The 14,140-nt window shown below is 71.0% G+C and carries 13 protein-coding genes; 4 read left to right on the top strand and 9 right to left on the bottom strand.

Features of this window, described 5'->3' with window-relative positions:
• Positions 1-148: 148 nt before the first annotated feature.
• The 4 genes from AWZ10_RS14925 to AWZ10_RS14910 all read right to left on the bottom strand — a co-directional run bounded on the left by AWZ10_RS14925 (position 149) and on the right by AWZ10_RS14910 (position 4,668).
• Positions 149-724: an ATP-binding protein gene (locus tag AWZ10_RS14925; protein ID WP_107417433.1), complete on the bottom strand. Its 576-nt coding sequence runs from the start codon at positions 722-724 to the stop codon at positions 149-151.
• A 514-nt stretch (positions 725-1,238) separates the two neighbouring features.
• Positions 1,239-2,132, bottom strand: coding sequence for an acyl-CoA dehydrogenase family protein (locus tag AWZ10_RS14920; RefSeq protein ID WP_060891283.1), 894 nt, complete (start codon positions 2,130-2,132; stop codon positions 1,239-1,241).
• Positions 2,133-2,274: 142 nt separating this feature from the next.
• Positions 2,275-3,405 (bottom strand): acyl-CoA dehydrogenase family protein, encoded by a 1,131-nt coding sequence (locus AWZ10_RS14915; protein ID WP_046708227.1) that lies wholly within the window; start codon positions 3,403-3,405, stop codon positions 2,275-2,277.
• A 69-nt stretch (positions 3,406-3,474) separates the two neighbouring features.
• A complete protein-coding gene (locus AWZ10_RS14910; protein ID WP_046708226.1) occupies positions 3,475-4,668 on the bottom strand; it encodes an amidohydrolase family protein in 1,194 nt (397 codons plus the stop codon).
• A 154-nt stretch (positions 4,669-4,822) separates the two neighbouring features.
• Between AWZ10_RS14910 and AWZ10_RS14905 the strand changes: the two genes are divergently transcribed.
• A complete protein-coding gene (locus AWZ10_RS14905; protein ID WP_046708225.1) occupies positions 4,823-6,322 on the top strand; it encodes a class I adenylate-forming enzyme family protein in 1,500 nt (499 codons plus the stop codon).
• Between the two features lie 145 nt (positions 6,323-6,467).
• Here the strand turns inward: AWZ10_RS14905 and AWZ10_RS14900 are convergent, their stop codons facing one another.
• Positions 6,468-6,980 (bottom strand): EF-hand domain-containing protein, encoded by a 513-nt coding sequence (locus AWZ10_RS14900; protein WP_060891282.1) that lies wholly within the window; start codon positions 6,978-6,980, stop codon positions 6,468-6,470.
• Positions 6,981-7,173: 193 nt separating this feature from the next.
• Positions 7,174-7,599 carry an STAS domain-containing protein gene (locus AWZ10_RS14895; protein WP_037705676.1) on the bottom strand — a complete coding sequence of 142 codons (426 nt, stop codon included), beginning with the start codon at positions 7,597-7,599 and terminating at the stop codon, positions 7,174-7,176.
• 493 nt (positions 7,600-8,092) lie between these two features.
• On the opposite strand from AWZ10_RS14895, the gene AWZ10_RS14890 reads away from it, so the two are divergent.
• Positions 8,093-8,674, top strand: a complete 582-nt coding sequence (locus tag AWZ10_RS14890; RefSeq protein WP_060891281.1) for a sigma-70 family RNA polymerase sigma factor — start codon at positions 8,093-8,095, stop codon at positions 8,672-8,674.
• A 347-nt stretch (positions 8,675-9,021) separates the two neighbouring features.
• Positions 9,022-10,338, top strand: coding sequence for a zf-HC2 domain-containing protein (locus AWZ10_RS14885; protein WP_060891285.1), 1,317 nt, complete (start codon positions 9,022-9,024; stop codon positions 10,336-10,338).
• Positions 10,339-10,529: 191 nt separating this feature from the next.
• On the opposite strand, the gene purU is transcribed toward AWZ10_RS14885, so the two are convergent.
• Together purU and AWZ10_RS14875 are read right to left on the bottom strand one after the other, a co-directional pair.
• The gene (gene purU / locus AWZ10_RS14880; RefSeq protein ID WP_046705089.1) at positions 10,530-11,411 is read right to left on the bottom strand and encodes a formyltetrahydrofolate deformylase; all 882 of its coding nucleotides are present in this window, start codon (positions 11,409-11,411) and stop codon (positions 10,530-10,532) included.
• Between the two features lie 82 nt (positions 11,412-11,493).
• Entirely contained in the window at positions 11,494-11,994 is a 501-nt protein-coding gene (locus AWZ10_RS14875) for an SCO4402 family protein (RefSeq protein WP_046705090.1), read from the bottom strand.
• A gap of 128 nt (positions 11,995-12,122) precedes the next feature.
• Between AWZ10_RS14875 and AWZ10_RS14870 the strand changes: the two genes are divergently transcribed.
• Complete coding sequence (locus tag AWZ10_RS14870; RefSeq protein ID WP_060891280.1) at positions 12,123-13,427, top strand: ABC transporter substrate-binding protein; 1,305 nt, start codon at positions 12,123-12,125, stop codon at positions 13,425-13,427.
• A 45-nt stretch (positions 13,428-13,472) separates the two neighbouring features.
• Here the strand turns inward: AWZ10_RS14870 and AWZ10_RS14865 are convergent.
• On the bottom strand, positions 13,473-14,140 hold a 668-nt coding region (locus tag AWZ10_RS14865; protein ID WP_482258102.1), incomplete at its 5' end, for a flagellar basal body-associated FliL family protein.

Raw genomic sequence — 14,140 nt, 5'->3', positions numbered from 1 at the left:
CAGGACAGCGGCGCGCCCGCCCGCCTCCCGCCATGGCCGCGGGCAGTCGTGCCGCCCCGGGCGGCACGGGGGTGGGCACGGCGACACCTCGTACCGCCGCGCAGCGGAGCCGGCCCCTCGCATCTCCGGCCCACCCGGAACTCCGGCCCTAGACCACCTCGTACGCCAGTCCCTCGCGCGCCAGGCTCTCCCGGGCGACCGCTGCCACCCCGGTGACCGCGCCGCACGCCGGATAGACCGCCGGGGCCACAACGCCGTTCGCCACACCCGGCACACCACCCGACGCCCCCGAGACACCCACCGCGCCGGCCACCCCCGGCACCACCCGGTCCAGCTCGCACCAGATGCGTTTGCCGATGCCCTCGTAGGACCAGCCCCAGCGGTCCGCGAGGACCTCGACGAGGGCGAGACCCCGCCCGCCCGTCTCGTCACCGTCGGCGCACCGCGGCGTCGGCGGACACGCGCTGGTGTCGGCGACCTCCAGGCGGACCTTGCCGATCGCACCGTCACGGAGGCCGGACAGCAACAACCGCAGCACGGCCGGACGGCCGGTGTGGACGACCGCGTTGGTGACCAGCTCGGAGACGAGGAGGATCAGCGTCTCGGCGAGCGGTTCGTCGTCTCCTATCCCGGACCCGGCGAGCCGCGAACGGGCCCATCTCCGAGCGCGACCCACCTCTGCGGGGTCGGGCCGGATCTCCAGCTGCACTTGAAGCACCTGCACCGCTCACACCATCCGAACCGGCGGACACATCGCCGCACGCCCCTCAGGGGCCACGATCGTGGTCATCTGCTGCCTGGCCGACGCCACCGCCATCGATACCGTCGGCACCGGGATCACGGAACGTGATCCCCTTACAGGACAGCATGGTTGACGTACAGTCACCCCAACAAGCGCTTCGGGCATATTCCAGCGCGAAGGAGTACGCATACGGCATACTGTGCGACGCTCGTCGCGGGGAGTCGAACAGACCGGAGCGACGAGACTCCGGCCCACTTCACGAGCGCCGCGCACCGCCGGATCCGGGGCCGCCACAGGGGCAACACCGGCTCGGCTCGACCTCGGAACCACTCGCATCCACCAGAAGGTACCGGAGCGGGACTCCGACTCCAGGCCGTGACAAGTCACACCTAGGACACAACCCGGTATCAACGCTCGGTAATTCCGGTATGCCACGTTCCGCGACATTCGGCCGGGACCCTGCCACAGATTCCCGTTCCCCTGCTGGTCAGCGCGGTCAACCCGCCTCGACCAACAGTTCCCCCGCCAACAGCTCCTCACTCTGTGTGATCGATCCGCCACGTTCCGCCCGTACCCACGCCCGCTTCAGACACAGGTGTACGTCGGCCTCCCAGGTGAACCCCATGCCGCCGTGCACCTGGAGACAGTCGCGGGCTCCGCGCACCGCCGCCTCGTCGGCCAGCAGCCGTGCCGCCGCGATGTCCACGGGATCGGCGGTCACGGCAGCCGCGTACCCCGCCGCCCGCGCCACCTCCACCCGCACCAGCAGTTCGGCACACAGATGCTTGACCGCCTGGAAGGCCCCGACCGGCCGCCCGAACTGCTCCCGCGTCCGGGCGTGTTGCACCGCGGCCTCGCAGGCCCGGACCGCCGTCCCCAACTGCTCGGCGGCGGTGAGCAGTACGAAGAGATCATCAGGCCGGGCACAGGGATCGGCCCCCGCCACCCGGTGCAGCGGCGTCAACGGATCGACGGACCGCAGCTCCACGGCCTCCACAGCCTCTCCGACCACCCCCACCACGACGTCCGCCTCCTCCAGCCACTCCACCAGCCCCCCGCCTCCGACGGCGGTCACGACGACCTCCCCGGTCGCCGCCCCCGGCACCTCCCCCGCCGCGAGATGCGTGGCCACCAGCGGCCCCGGCAACAGCGCCCGCCCCGCCTCCTCGAACACCAGCACCGCCTCCGGCACCCCGAGTCCGACTCCGCCCTCCGCCTCGGACAGACGGAGCGAGAAGAACCCCGCCGCACCCAGCTCCCGCCAGAGTTCCCGGTCCAGCCCGGGCCGGTCGACGGCGGCCCGCAGCGCCTCCGCACCGAAGCGCCGCGTCAACATGCCCCGCACCCCGTCCCGCAAGGCTCGCTGATCGTCGGTGAGTTGAAACCGCATGGCCAAGATCCCCTCATCAACACCGTTCACGGCAAACGCCCTTCAGGGGCGCGGGAAACTGCGTGAGCAACCACGACGCACCCGCAGCCACACCCTCAGCCGCCAACCCACGACCCACCCCGGGCTTTCGGCCGCCCGCCCCTCACCCCTTGGGCAGCCCCAAGATCCGCTCACCCACGATGTTCCGCTGAATCTCGGACGTCCCCGCAGCGATCGTGTACGACAGCGAACTGAGCCGGTCAAGAACCCACGGGCGCCCGAGATCGAGCGCCCCCGGCCCCAGAACATCCGCCGCGACGTCGTACAGCTCCTGCCGCGCGCGCGAGTACCTCAGCTTGAAAACCGAGCCCCCGACCCCCGGGACCCCGCCGGACGCCTCCGCCGCGCTCACGTTCCACTGCGTGAGCCGCCACAGCGCCCGGAACTCCGCGTTCAGCCGCCCCAGCCGCCGCCGCACCGCGGAGTCGTCCCAGCGCCCGTTCGCCCGCGCCTCCCGCGCGATCTCGCCCAACACCCGCCGACAGGCGACCACTTCTCCCACGAACGCCGTCCCGCGCTCGAACGACAGGGTCACCATGGTCACGCGCCAGCCGTCGTTCTCCTCCCCCACCCGGTTGGCGACCGGCACCCGCACCTCGTCGAGGAAGACCTCGGCGAACTCGGTGGAGCCGGCGAGGGTACGCAGGGGCCGTACGGTCACACCGGGCGCGTCCATGGGCATCGCCAGCCAGGAGATCCCGCGGTGCTTGGGCGCCGAGGCGTCCGTACGCACCAACAGCTCGCACCAGTCGGCGACTTCGGCGTGCGAGGTCCAGATCTTCGACCCCGTCACCACGTAGGCGTCACCGTCCCTGCGCGCGTGCGTGCGCAGCGCCGCGAGGTCGGACCCGGCGTCCGGCTCGCTGAAGCCCTGGCACCAGACCTCCTCGCCGCGCAGGATCGGCGGCAGCCAGCGCGCCCGCTGTTCGGCGGTGCCCTCGGCGGCGATCGTGGGCCCCGCGTGCAGCAGCCCCACGAAGTTGGCGCCCACGTACGGGGCACCGGCCCTCTCGGTCTCCTCCAGGAAGATCAGACGCGTGGTCGGCGAGGCGTCCCAGTGGACGTCGGCGTACCCGGCGTCGTACAGGATCCGCTGCCAGCCGAGGTCGTACGCGCGCCGTCCGGCCCAGTCGTCGGGCGACGGTTTCGGCGCCGTCGAGGGGAGTACCTTCGCCAGCCATTCCCGCAGCCGCGCCCGGAACTCCTCCTCCGCCGGGCTGTAAGCGAGATCCATCACCCGAGACCCTTCAGTCGCGACCCATCATCCGAGGCTCGTCACCCGACACTCGGCACCCGAGATTCATCACTTGTCGAAGTCCAGGTCGAGCATGCGGATCGCGTTGCCGCGCATGAGCTTGTAGACGGTCTCGTCGTCGAGGCCCTTCACATGGTCGAGGGCGACCTCCTTGGTGTGCGGGAAGGTCGAGTCGACGTGCGGGTAGTCGGTCTCGAAGGTCGCGTTGTCGCGGCCGACCACGTCCAGCGAGGCGATCCCGTGCTTGTCGCGGAAGAAGCAGCAGAACATCTGCCGGTAGTAGTACGTCGACGGCGGCTCCGGGATCAGGTCGCGCACCCCGCCCCAGGCGCGGTGCTCCTCCCAGACGTCGTCGGCGCGCTCCAGGGCGTACGGGATCCACCCCATCTGGCCCTCGCTGTAGGCGAGTTTGAGGCGCGGGAACTTCACCAGGACCCCGCTGAAGAGGAAGTCCATCATCGAGGCCATCGCGTTGTTGAAGGAGAGCGAGGCCTGTACGGCGGGGGGCGCGTCGGGCGAGGCGGCCGGCATCTGGGAGCTGGACCCGATGTGCATGTTGACGACCGTCCCCGTCTCCTGGCACACCGCGAAGAAGGGGTCCCAGTAGCCGGAGTGGATGGAGGGCAGCCCGAGGTAGGTGGGGATCTCGGAGAAGGTGACGGCCCGGACGCCCCGGGCGGCGTTCCGCTTGATCTCCTCGACCGCGAGGTCGATGTCCCACAGGGGGATCAGGCAGAGCGGGATCAGCCGGCCGCCGCTGTCGCCGCACCACTCCTCGACCATCCAGTCGTTGTACGCGCGCACGCAGGCCAGGGCCACCTCCTTGTCGTGCGCCTCGGCGAAGGTCTGCCCGCAGAACCGCGGGAAGGTCGGGAAGCAGAGCGAGGCCTCGACGTGGTTGAGGTCCATGTCCGCCAGCCGCGCCTTCGGGTCCCAGCAACCGCGCCGCATCTCCTCCCGGGTGATGCCCTCAAGCGTCATCTCGTCCCGGTCGAATCCGACGGCCGCGATGTTCCGCTTGTACGGGAACTTCAGATCCTCGTAGATCCACCAGTCCGTCGGCGGCCCGTCCGGGTCCATCGTGATCTGGTATTTGCCGGCGACGTACGCAAGCTCGCCGATCCCGGCGGTGAGGGGCTTCGGGCCACGGTCGCGGTATTTCTCCGGCAGCCAGGTGTCGAAGAGGTGCGCGGGTTCGATCACATGGTCGTCGACGCTGATGATGCGGGGCAGTTCGGTCATGGGTTCCCCACTCCGTTGCCTCAGTTATCTGATGGACCGTCAGATCCTTGTTGAGCAGGTTAGTGGCACACCCCTGGACCGACAAGGCGCCCCGGCCTACGCTCTGGCCAGGATCTGACAAGTCGTCAGCTTTCTCCGGCAGGGGGCCTTCGCCGTGAACGAGACCGCCCACGCACTCAGCGAGTCCCGCACCCTCTGGGAGCTCCTCGTCCGCCGCGCCGAGCTCACGCCCGACCGGCCCGTCCTCCTCCAGGACGACCGCACGCTGAGCTTCGGCGAGCTGCGCACCCGCGCCGAGCGGGTGGCGGCCGGGCTGTACGACATGGGCGTACGCCCCGGCACGGTCGTCGCCTGGCAGCTGCCCACCCGCATCGAGACGGCCCTGCTCTCCTTCGCCCTGGCCCGCCTCGGTGCCGTCCAGTCCCCGGTCATCCCCTTCTACCGCGACCGCGAGGTCGGCTTCGCGCTCCGGGAGTCGAAGGCGGACTTCTTCGCGGTGCCGGGCGAGTGGCGGGGCTTCGACCACACGCAGATGGCGCGGCGCCTGGAGGCACGGGGGATCTTCGAGGCGTACGACCGCCTCCCGGACGGCGACCCCGCGGCGCTCCCCGCCCCACCGGCCGACGGCACCTCCGTCCGCTGGATCTACTGGACCTCGGGCACCACCTCCGACCCCAAGGGCGTCCTCCACACGGACCGTTCACTGATCGCGGGTGGCTCCTGCCTCGCCCACGCGCTCCGGCTCAGCCAGGAGGACGTCGGCTCGATCGCCTTCCCGTACGCGCACATCGGCGGCCCGGACTACATGGTGATGCTCCTGCTGTACGGCTTCCCGGCGGTGATGTTCGAGCACTTCGCGCTGCCGGCCGCGCTGGAGGGCTACCGCAAGCACGGGGTGACGGTGGCGGGCGGGTCGACGGCGTTCTACTCGATGTTCCTGGCGGAGCAGCGCAAACAGCCCGGCGTACCGGTCGTTCCCACTCTGCGGCTGCTCGCGGGCGGCGGGGCCCCGAAGCCGCCCGAGGTCTACCACTCCGTCGTACGGGAGATGGGCGTGCAGCTCACCCACGGGTACGGCATGACGGAGGTCCCGATGATCACGATGGGGGCGCCGGACGACTCGGTGGAGAACCTTGCGACGACGGAGGGGCGGCCGCCGGCCGGGATGGAGATACGGATCGCGGAGGACGGGGAGGTGCGGTTGCGGGGCGAGGCCGTGTGCCGGGGGTATCTGGATCCGGCGCAGTCGGCGGCGGCCTTCGACACGGACGGGTTCTTCGTCACGGGCGACCTCGGGCAGGTCACCGACAGCGGTCATCTGGTGCTGACCGGACGGCTCAAGGACGTCATCATCCGCAAGGGCGAGAACATCTCGGCGAAGGAGATAGAGGATCTGCTGCACCGGCATCCGGCCGTCCAGGACGCGGCGGTGATCGGGCTGCCGGACGCGGAACGGGGGGAACGGGTCTGCGCGGTGGTCGAACAGCCGCCGGGGGCCGACCCCCTGACACTGACGGACGTCACCGACTGGTTGCGCGCGGAAGGGCTGTCCGTCCACAAGCTGCCGGAACAGGTGGAGGTGGTGGACGCCCTTCCGCGCAACGAGACCCTGCGGAAGGTGCTCAAGTACAAGCTGCGCGAACGCTACTCATGAGCTGCGTTCATGCGTCACCTTCATGAGCCGCGTTCATGAGTCACCTTCGTGAGCCGCTCTCGTGAGCCGCTTTCGTGACCCGCGTACCGGCCCGTGGTCGCTCGGGTGGGTCACTGCGGTGGCTACCCGGGTGGATACCGGGTGATCACTCGGGCACGGTGAAGTAGCGCGCGAACGCGGTCACGACCTCCACCTCGTCCACCTTGCCGTCGGCGTCGGTGTCGAGGGTGGCGGCGGCCGCGGTGGCGACCTCCTCGGGTGCGCCGAGGGCCTTGAGGACCCGGGCGGTCTCCTCGACCGTGGCCTTTCCGTCCCCGTCGGTGTCCGCGACGGCGAGGGCCGCGTGCAGGAAGGGGCGGGCGATCTCGGCGAAACGGTCGGGGTTGTCGCGCAGCCGCTTGACCGCGCCGTTCACGAACTCGTCCCGGGTGATGCGCTGATCGCCGTCCCGGTCCGCTATTCCGGCCATACCCTGCCAGAAGGCTTCGGCGCCGCCGTACAGGGCCTGGCCCTTGTCCGAACGGGCGGTGGTGCCGAACTCGTTGAGAACCGCCTTGCTCGCCGCGCTGAAGTCCTCGCGGTCGATCCAGCCGTTGCCGTCCTGGTCGAAGGTGGCGAACCGGGCGGCGATCCTGCGCTCGTACTCGCTGCTGACCATGTCTCTTCGGGCCCGCCTTACGTCAAGTGGGGTGCTTCTCGGACGGAGCGTACGACGTCAGAGGCCCGGACGGAGCGGGAAAGCGGCGCTTGTACCAAGACTGCGGGAATTCTGGGACAACCGTGTGGCCGCCGGGACGCCACCGCGTGCGACAGCTCATACGTACGTACTGCTCATCGGGGGGATGCGGGGGTCAGGCCGACAGGGGGTCGGCCTCCTCGTCGGACTCCGGAGCGACCGCCGAGGGGACGTCGGGGTGGACGTCGAAGAGGCGGCGCACGCCCAGAGCGGCGAGGACACGGTTGACGTGCGCGCCCTCGGAGGGGCCACCGCCCGCGTGACCGTCGGCGGGGAGGATCAGCCGGAGCCGTCCCCGGCAGGAACGCATGAGGCGCCGGGTGGCGACCAGGACTCCCACGCCGGTGGAGTCGCAGAAGACGACTCCGGAGAGGTCGAGGACAAGACTTCGGCGACCGTCGGCCACCGCCTCGTGCACCCGCTGGCGGAGCAGGGGCGATGTCACCAGATCCATCTCTCCGGACACGTGCAGCACGGCCCACTCACCTTGTTCGCCTTGTTCGCCCTGCTCGCCGTCGGTCACTTCGAACGTCACCGCGATGCCTCTCAGTCGCCGAACCGGAAGCCACTGCACCGCTTCCTGCTTGCGCGGCTGCCCCGCCGTCGTTCCATGAAACACCCGTGGCCCACCGAAGGCGCGTGGTAAGCGAGCCATTTCCGGGACCTTTTCGGTGCGATTTCCATCTAGTACGGTCACATGTGATCGACTATTGATCGCAAATAGATCTGACACGGTCCTGAGTAGTCAGATTCGTGCAGATCAGGCCCCATACGGGGTCGTACAAGCATACGAAGGGTGGGCAGACGCCCACGTGAGCGGCATGGAAACGGCTTGCGCCGGGGTCATACCACCTCCGGCCTCACGAGGGGCGCACATTGCCATAAAGGGGCGTGCGCGGTCAGCGGTGCCGACTACATTCGGGTCGGCAGTGCACACAGGCTGGAACCGGGCCGGAACCGGCCGGAACAACTCCGGGCCCACGGCTCGGTGCTCATCAGGAACGGCGCGGGTACGAACAGGGTGAGGGGGCCGTATGGCGACGAAGGACGCACCGCCCCGCTGGGACCGCAAGATGCAACAGCGGCTGGCGCGCGGCGAGGCGGCGGCCCTCGGTGAGCTGTACGACCGGTTCGCGTCCCTCGTGCACGGGCTCGCCCACCGCGTCCTCGGCGACGAGCGGGGCGCCGACCGCATCACCCGCGAGGTGTTCCTCCAGCTCTGGGAGAACCCCGAGGCGTACGACCCCAAGCACGGCCCTCTGCGTTCCTGGGTGGCGGCGCTGACCCACCGCCTGGCCGTGCAGCGGCTGCACGCCACCGAGACCGCCGCGCTCGCCCGGGGCGGCGAGGGCACCGCGGAGGATCTGGAGCGCAAGGTCCACCACGCGTCGGTCGCGGCCCGCGCCGACTACATAGTGCAGGCGATGCCCACGCCGTTGCGGGCGGCCCTGGAGCTGGCCTACTTCCAGCGCCGCGACTACCGACAGACCGCCACCGACCTCGGCGTCACCGAGGACGAGGCCCGCCGGCGCCTCCGCCTCGGCCTCCAGCTCCTCTCCACCGCCCACGACACCCGCCCCTCCGGCACCCCGCCCGAACCCGGAGGTACGGCGTGACCGACGGACCGAGCCCGTTCGAGGCGCACGACGACGACCCCGAGGGCCGGCAGCACGACGAGCACGCCGACGAGCACGCCGTCAGGCCCACCACAGGACCGACCGTCGGCCGGGTGCCTGCGGCCAGGGGGCCGTCGGACGGGGACAGTGTGCCGGGGCCCGGCGAGAAGATCGAGCGGGACCTCGACCGGTCCGACGGCGGCAGGGAGGCGTCGGAGGACGGGTCGGCGGGCGAGGACGGCGCGCACGGGTCCGGCGGGTTCGACGGGGCCGGTGAATCCGACGAGCCCGGCGAATCCGGCGGGCCGGGATCAGGCGGCTCGGTCGGCCGTGGTGACGGTGACACGGTGAGCCGCGGCGACCAGGGGAACGGGCTCGGTGGACCCCCGGGATCCGGTCCCGATGGGCCGCGGGGCGGCGGCGACGAGCCGGTCAGGCCGCCGCGTATACCGCTGCCGCGTACCTCCGTGGAGGACACCGGGTTGCCGTTGCCGGCCCCCACGCCCCCTCCCCTCGTGCTGGAGCACCGTGTGCTCAAGGCGCTGCTCGGGGCCTGGGCGCTGGCGGCCTGTTCGGCCGAGGAGGCGCTGGCCGTCGAGGAGCACCTCGGGGAGTGCGGGACGTGCGCGGACGAGGCGCGGCGGCTGCGGGAGGCCGTGGGGCTGCTGCACCCGCCGGAGAGCCTCGACCTGGACCCCGCCCTGCGCACCCAGGTGCTGGACATCTGTCTGAACCGCCGCCCGCCGCGCATCCCGCTGCCGCGCTGGGCCGCCCCGTACGACGCGGAGACGGCCCGGCTGGACGCGCTGCTGCAGGACATCGGGACCGCCGACTGGCACGCACCCGTGCGGCTGCGCTGGTTCGAGGGCGTGGGACCGGTGAGCCGTCGTACGACCGTCGCCGGGGTCATCGCCCACCTGCTCACCGTCGACGGGCTCGTCGCGGCCGCGCTCGGCCTGGAAGACCCGCTCGGCCGGCTGGAGGCCGACGGGTCCGGACCCGTCGGCGGCACACCGGCGGCGCGCACCGAGGCGTACTGGAAGGCGTCCCACTTCCCGCCCACCCGTGCCCTCCGCGCGCCGTGGCGGCAGCAGAGTCACGACATCGTCCGCACGACGTCGTTCACGGGCGGCGGCGGCCCGGACCACTCCGGCGACCCGGGGCGTCAGGCGGTCTCGTACGGCGGCTTCGCACTGCCCCTCCGGGACGCGATGCTGGACCGGGCGTTCGAGTGCTGGATCCACGCGGAGGACATCGCGGAGGCCGTGGACTACCCGTACGAGCCGCCCTCCGGCCGTCATCTGCACGGCATGATCGACCTGGCTGCCCGCATGCTGCCCCTGTCCCTGGCCGACCGCCGCCGGGCCGGGCTGGCGTCCCCGCCGCCGCCCGGCCGCCATCTCGTACCGGCCGGGACCCCCGGCCGCAGCCTCCGCCTGGAGATCGAGGGCTCCGGCGGCGGCGAGTGGCTCATCCCTCTCGACTCCCCCGCGGCCCTCGGCTCCGCCGACCACGAGGTGGCCCATGTGGTCCTGGACGGCGTCGAGTTCTGCCGCCTGGCCGCCGGACACGTACCTCCCCAGGAGGCGGCCGCGGGGCAGGGCGGAGACCGGGAGGCGATCAGGGACGTACTGTTCGCGGCGGCGGCGTTGAGCCGAATGTGAGCGGCCGAGCGGGGCTCGGAGGCGCTCTTCGGCGCTCACCGGGTGCCAGTCAGGGCCGCCGGATCACTAAGGGGCGCGGGGAACTGCGCGAGCAACCACGACTCACCCGCAGCCGCACGACCGCACGACTCACCCGCAGCCGCAGCCGCACGCGCCCCCGAGCTACCAGGTACCCCGGCCCCGGCGGAGCCCTACGCAAAGACGACCGTCCGTCGCCCGTTCATCAGGATCCGCCGCTCCGCATGCCACTTGACGGCCCGCGCCAGCGCCTGGCACTCCACGTCCCGCCCGACCGCGACGAGCCCCTCGGGCGTCACCCCGTGCCCCACCCGCTCGACCTCCTGCTCGATGATCGGCCCCTCGTCGAGGTCGGCGGTGACGTAGTGCGCCGTCGCCCCGATCAGCTTCACACCGCGCGTGTGCGCCTGGTGGTACGGCTTCGCACCCTTGAAGCTCGGCAGGAAGGAGTGGTGGATGTTGATGATGCGGCCGTTGAGCTGCTTGCAGAGGTCGTCGGAGAGGACCTGCATGTAGCGCGCCAGAACGACCAGCTCGACGTTCTCCTCGCGCACGATCTCCAGCACCCGCGCCTCGGCCTGCGCCTTGGTGTCCTTGGTGACCGGGATGTGGTGGAAGGGGATGTCGTACGACCCCACCAGCTCGGCGAAGTCGGTGTGGTTGGAGACCACGGCCGCGATCTCCACCGGCAGCGCCCCGATGCTCGCCCGGAAGAGCAGGTCGTTCAGGCAGTGCCCGAACTTGCTGACCATCAGGACGATGCGCATCTTCTCGTCGGCCCGGTTGATCTGCCAGTCCATCTGGAAGGCGTCACCGATCGCCGTGAAACTGGCCCGCAGCTTCTCCACGCTCACCGGCGCCTCCGCCGAGAAGTGGACGCGCATGAAGAACAGACCCGTGTCGTGGTCGCCGAACTGCTGGCTGTCCTCGATATTGCAGCCGGTCATGAAGAGGTAGCTCGACACGGCGTGCACAATGCCCTGCTTGTCCGGGCAGGCGAGGGTGAGGACGTACTGGTCGGCGGGCGCCGCGGCTCGGGTGGACTGCGCGTTCATGCCCGACAGGGTCCCATATGGCGTACCCATGTCGGCAATCGTCCCGAAGACCGGACCATCCGCCCGACCCGGCATCCGGGCCCTACGCCGTCCGCGTCATGATCCGCAGCACCTCAAGGGTGCGCGGCGGCGTGTCCGGGTCCTCCCCGTCGCTCACCGAGAGGCGTACGTGGGCCTCACGGGCGGCGCGGACGGCCTCGGGCCAAGACTCGTGGTCGACGTACGCGGAGACGGGCGCGTCCGGGCCGACCTGATGCATGATCCGCAGCACGCGCAGCACGGCGGTGTCGACGAGGGCCGCCTCCTGGGCGTCACGGAAGATCGTGCCCACGTACTTCTCGGCGGACCAGTTGTCCAGCCAGGTGTCCTCGACCAGGCGGTACACGGCGTCGGTGACGTCCCCGTACCCGTCGACACCGGCCAGCCAGACGTTCTGCTGGAACGCCGGGTCGGAGAGCATGTGCAGCGCGGAGCGCACATTGCTGCGCCAGCGCCACCACGGCATGTCGTTCAGTGGCATGTCGCCCATGGTGGATGAGCGACGCCCGCGACGGGAAGGGGTCTCCGGACCTTGGACGGTCATCGATCGTGCCTTCCTCTCTGAAACCACTCAAAAATACGATCGTAGCTCTTCGCAATTCACCTCCCGGTCACCTCACGTCGGCCATCCGTCACGCCCGGGTTGGTCATGTGACGGAATCGTGCGGAGCCATGACTGGCTTCCGGGCACGACGGACCCCCCTGTTCACAGACCTCCCCCAAGGGCTCGCCAAACGCCTGGTCAGGGCTACCACGCTGGCGGCGTGTGCCTCACTCGTCGCCGGGTGCGGGGTCGTCCCCGGTACCACGGGGGGTACCGGGGACGGCCCCGTCACCGTCATGACCTGGGCCCCGGAGAAGACGTCCGCCACCAACAAGCCCGGCATGCCCGCCATGGCGAAGGCGTACGCCCGCTGGGTCAACGCCAACGGTGGCATCAACGGCCGCGAGCTGAAGATCCTGACCTGCAACGACCACAACGAGACCGTGACCGCCGCGAAGTGCGCCCACCGCGCCGTCGACGAGAACGTCGTCGCCGTCGTCGGGTCCTACAGCCAGCACGGCCGCTCCTACCTCGCCCCGCTGGAGTCGGCGGGCATCCCGTACATCGGCGGCTACGGCGTCACCGACGACGAGTTCGGCAGCGCGCTGTCCTACCCGGTCAACGGCGGCCAGGCCTCTCTCATGGCGGGCCTCGGCGAGCAGCTCGCCGAGGCCTGCGGCCCGGTCGCCCTCGTACGCCCCGACTCGATAGCCGGCGACCAGCTGCCGCTGCTGCTGGACTCGGGGCTGCGGTCCGGGGGGCACGACGGGTCCGAGGACCAGCTGGCGGCCGAGGACGCGACCGAGTACGGGGAGCACGCCCGGGAGGCGCTGCGGCGGGCCGGCACCGACCCGGCCGCGAAGGGGTGCGTCGTCCCCGCACTGGGCGACCGCACCTTCACCTTCATGGACTCCTTCCGCCGGGACCGCGAGGACTACCCGGGCGTCCGCACCGGAACCGTCCTCGGCAGCGTCGACCAGACGGTGATCGACGCGACCGGTGGCAGGTCGGGGCCGTACGAGGGGGCGTACGTCACCGGCTGGTACCCGGTGGAGACCGATGAGCGGTGGGACCGGATGAAGGAGGTGATCCGGGAGCACGCGTTCGACGACAACCGGATCGACCCGGCGGACCCGGGTGTGCAGACCACCTGGATCGCGTACACCGTGCTGAAGGCCGCCATCGAGAAGATCGGCGGGAGCGAGGTGACCTCCCAGGCGATCCGCCACGTCCTCGACGACGGCCTGAAGGTCACCACGGGCGGCCTCACCCCACCCCTGCGCTGGCGCTTCGAGGACCTCATCGCCTCCGCCGAATTCCCCCGCCTCATCAACCCCGACGTCACCTTCCAGGTCGTCCGCAAGGGCCAGCTCGTCGCCGCCCGACGGGGGTTCGTGAACGTGGAGAAGACACTGGTGGAGGCGGACAGCTGAGCGACGGGGCGCGGTCCGGGCTGCGGGCCGCGGCCGCGCCGGTTCCTACAGCTGGACCGCCTGGCGTGGGGTCAGGGCGTAGGTGGTGGCGATCGTGTTCCAGAGCTTGGCGGCCTTGGTCTTCTCGGCGCTGGCGGTGCCGCTGGCCTGGTTGCCGGCCTGGGTCTGGCCGGTGGCGCGGGCCTGGCCCTTCTTGCAGCCCTTCCGCCCGGCGGTCTGGTCGGCCCACGCGGCGTAGTGGTTGTCGGCGGAGGCGGAGGCCTGCCAGGCCTTGGTGAGCGAGGTGGTCAGGGCCTCGTGGTCCGGCAGCTTGTCGACGGACAGCTCGCCGAGCCGGGTGACCAGGTCGTTGCGCTGCTTCGCCGCGTCCCGGAGGTCGGTGGCGGCCTGGCCCAGGTTCGTGCAGGTCCTGATGTTCGCGACGGCCTTGATCACGCTGTTCCGGCTGTCGCCGCTGTCCGCCAGCAGCTTGTCCAGCGCGACCGCCTGCTCCTTCGCGGGGTCCGCCGACGGGGACGCCGACTCCTCGGGCGCCCCGGTCGCCGCGACGGGCTTGTTGTCGTTCGGCGACGAGTCGTCCCCCGGCCCGGCCATCAGGGCACCCGCCCCGATCCCGAGCACCACGATCCCGACCCCGACGAGCGCGATGAGCGGCACCCGGGACTTCGTACGGCCACCCCCTGCGCCCCCGCTCTCCCGTCTCGCTGAGGCCC

The sequence above is a fragment of the Streptomyces europaeiscabiei genome (assembly GCF_001550375.1).
Lineage (GTDB): Bacteria > Actinomycetota > Actinomycetes > Streptomycetales > Streptomycetaceae > Streptomyces > Streptomyces europaeiscabiei.
Note: the sequence above shows the minus strand (reverse complement) of the source record. Positions and strands in the feature narration are given on the sequence as shown.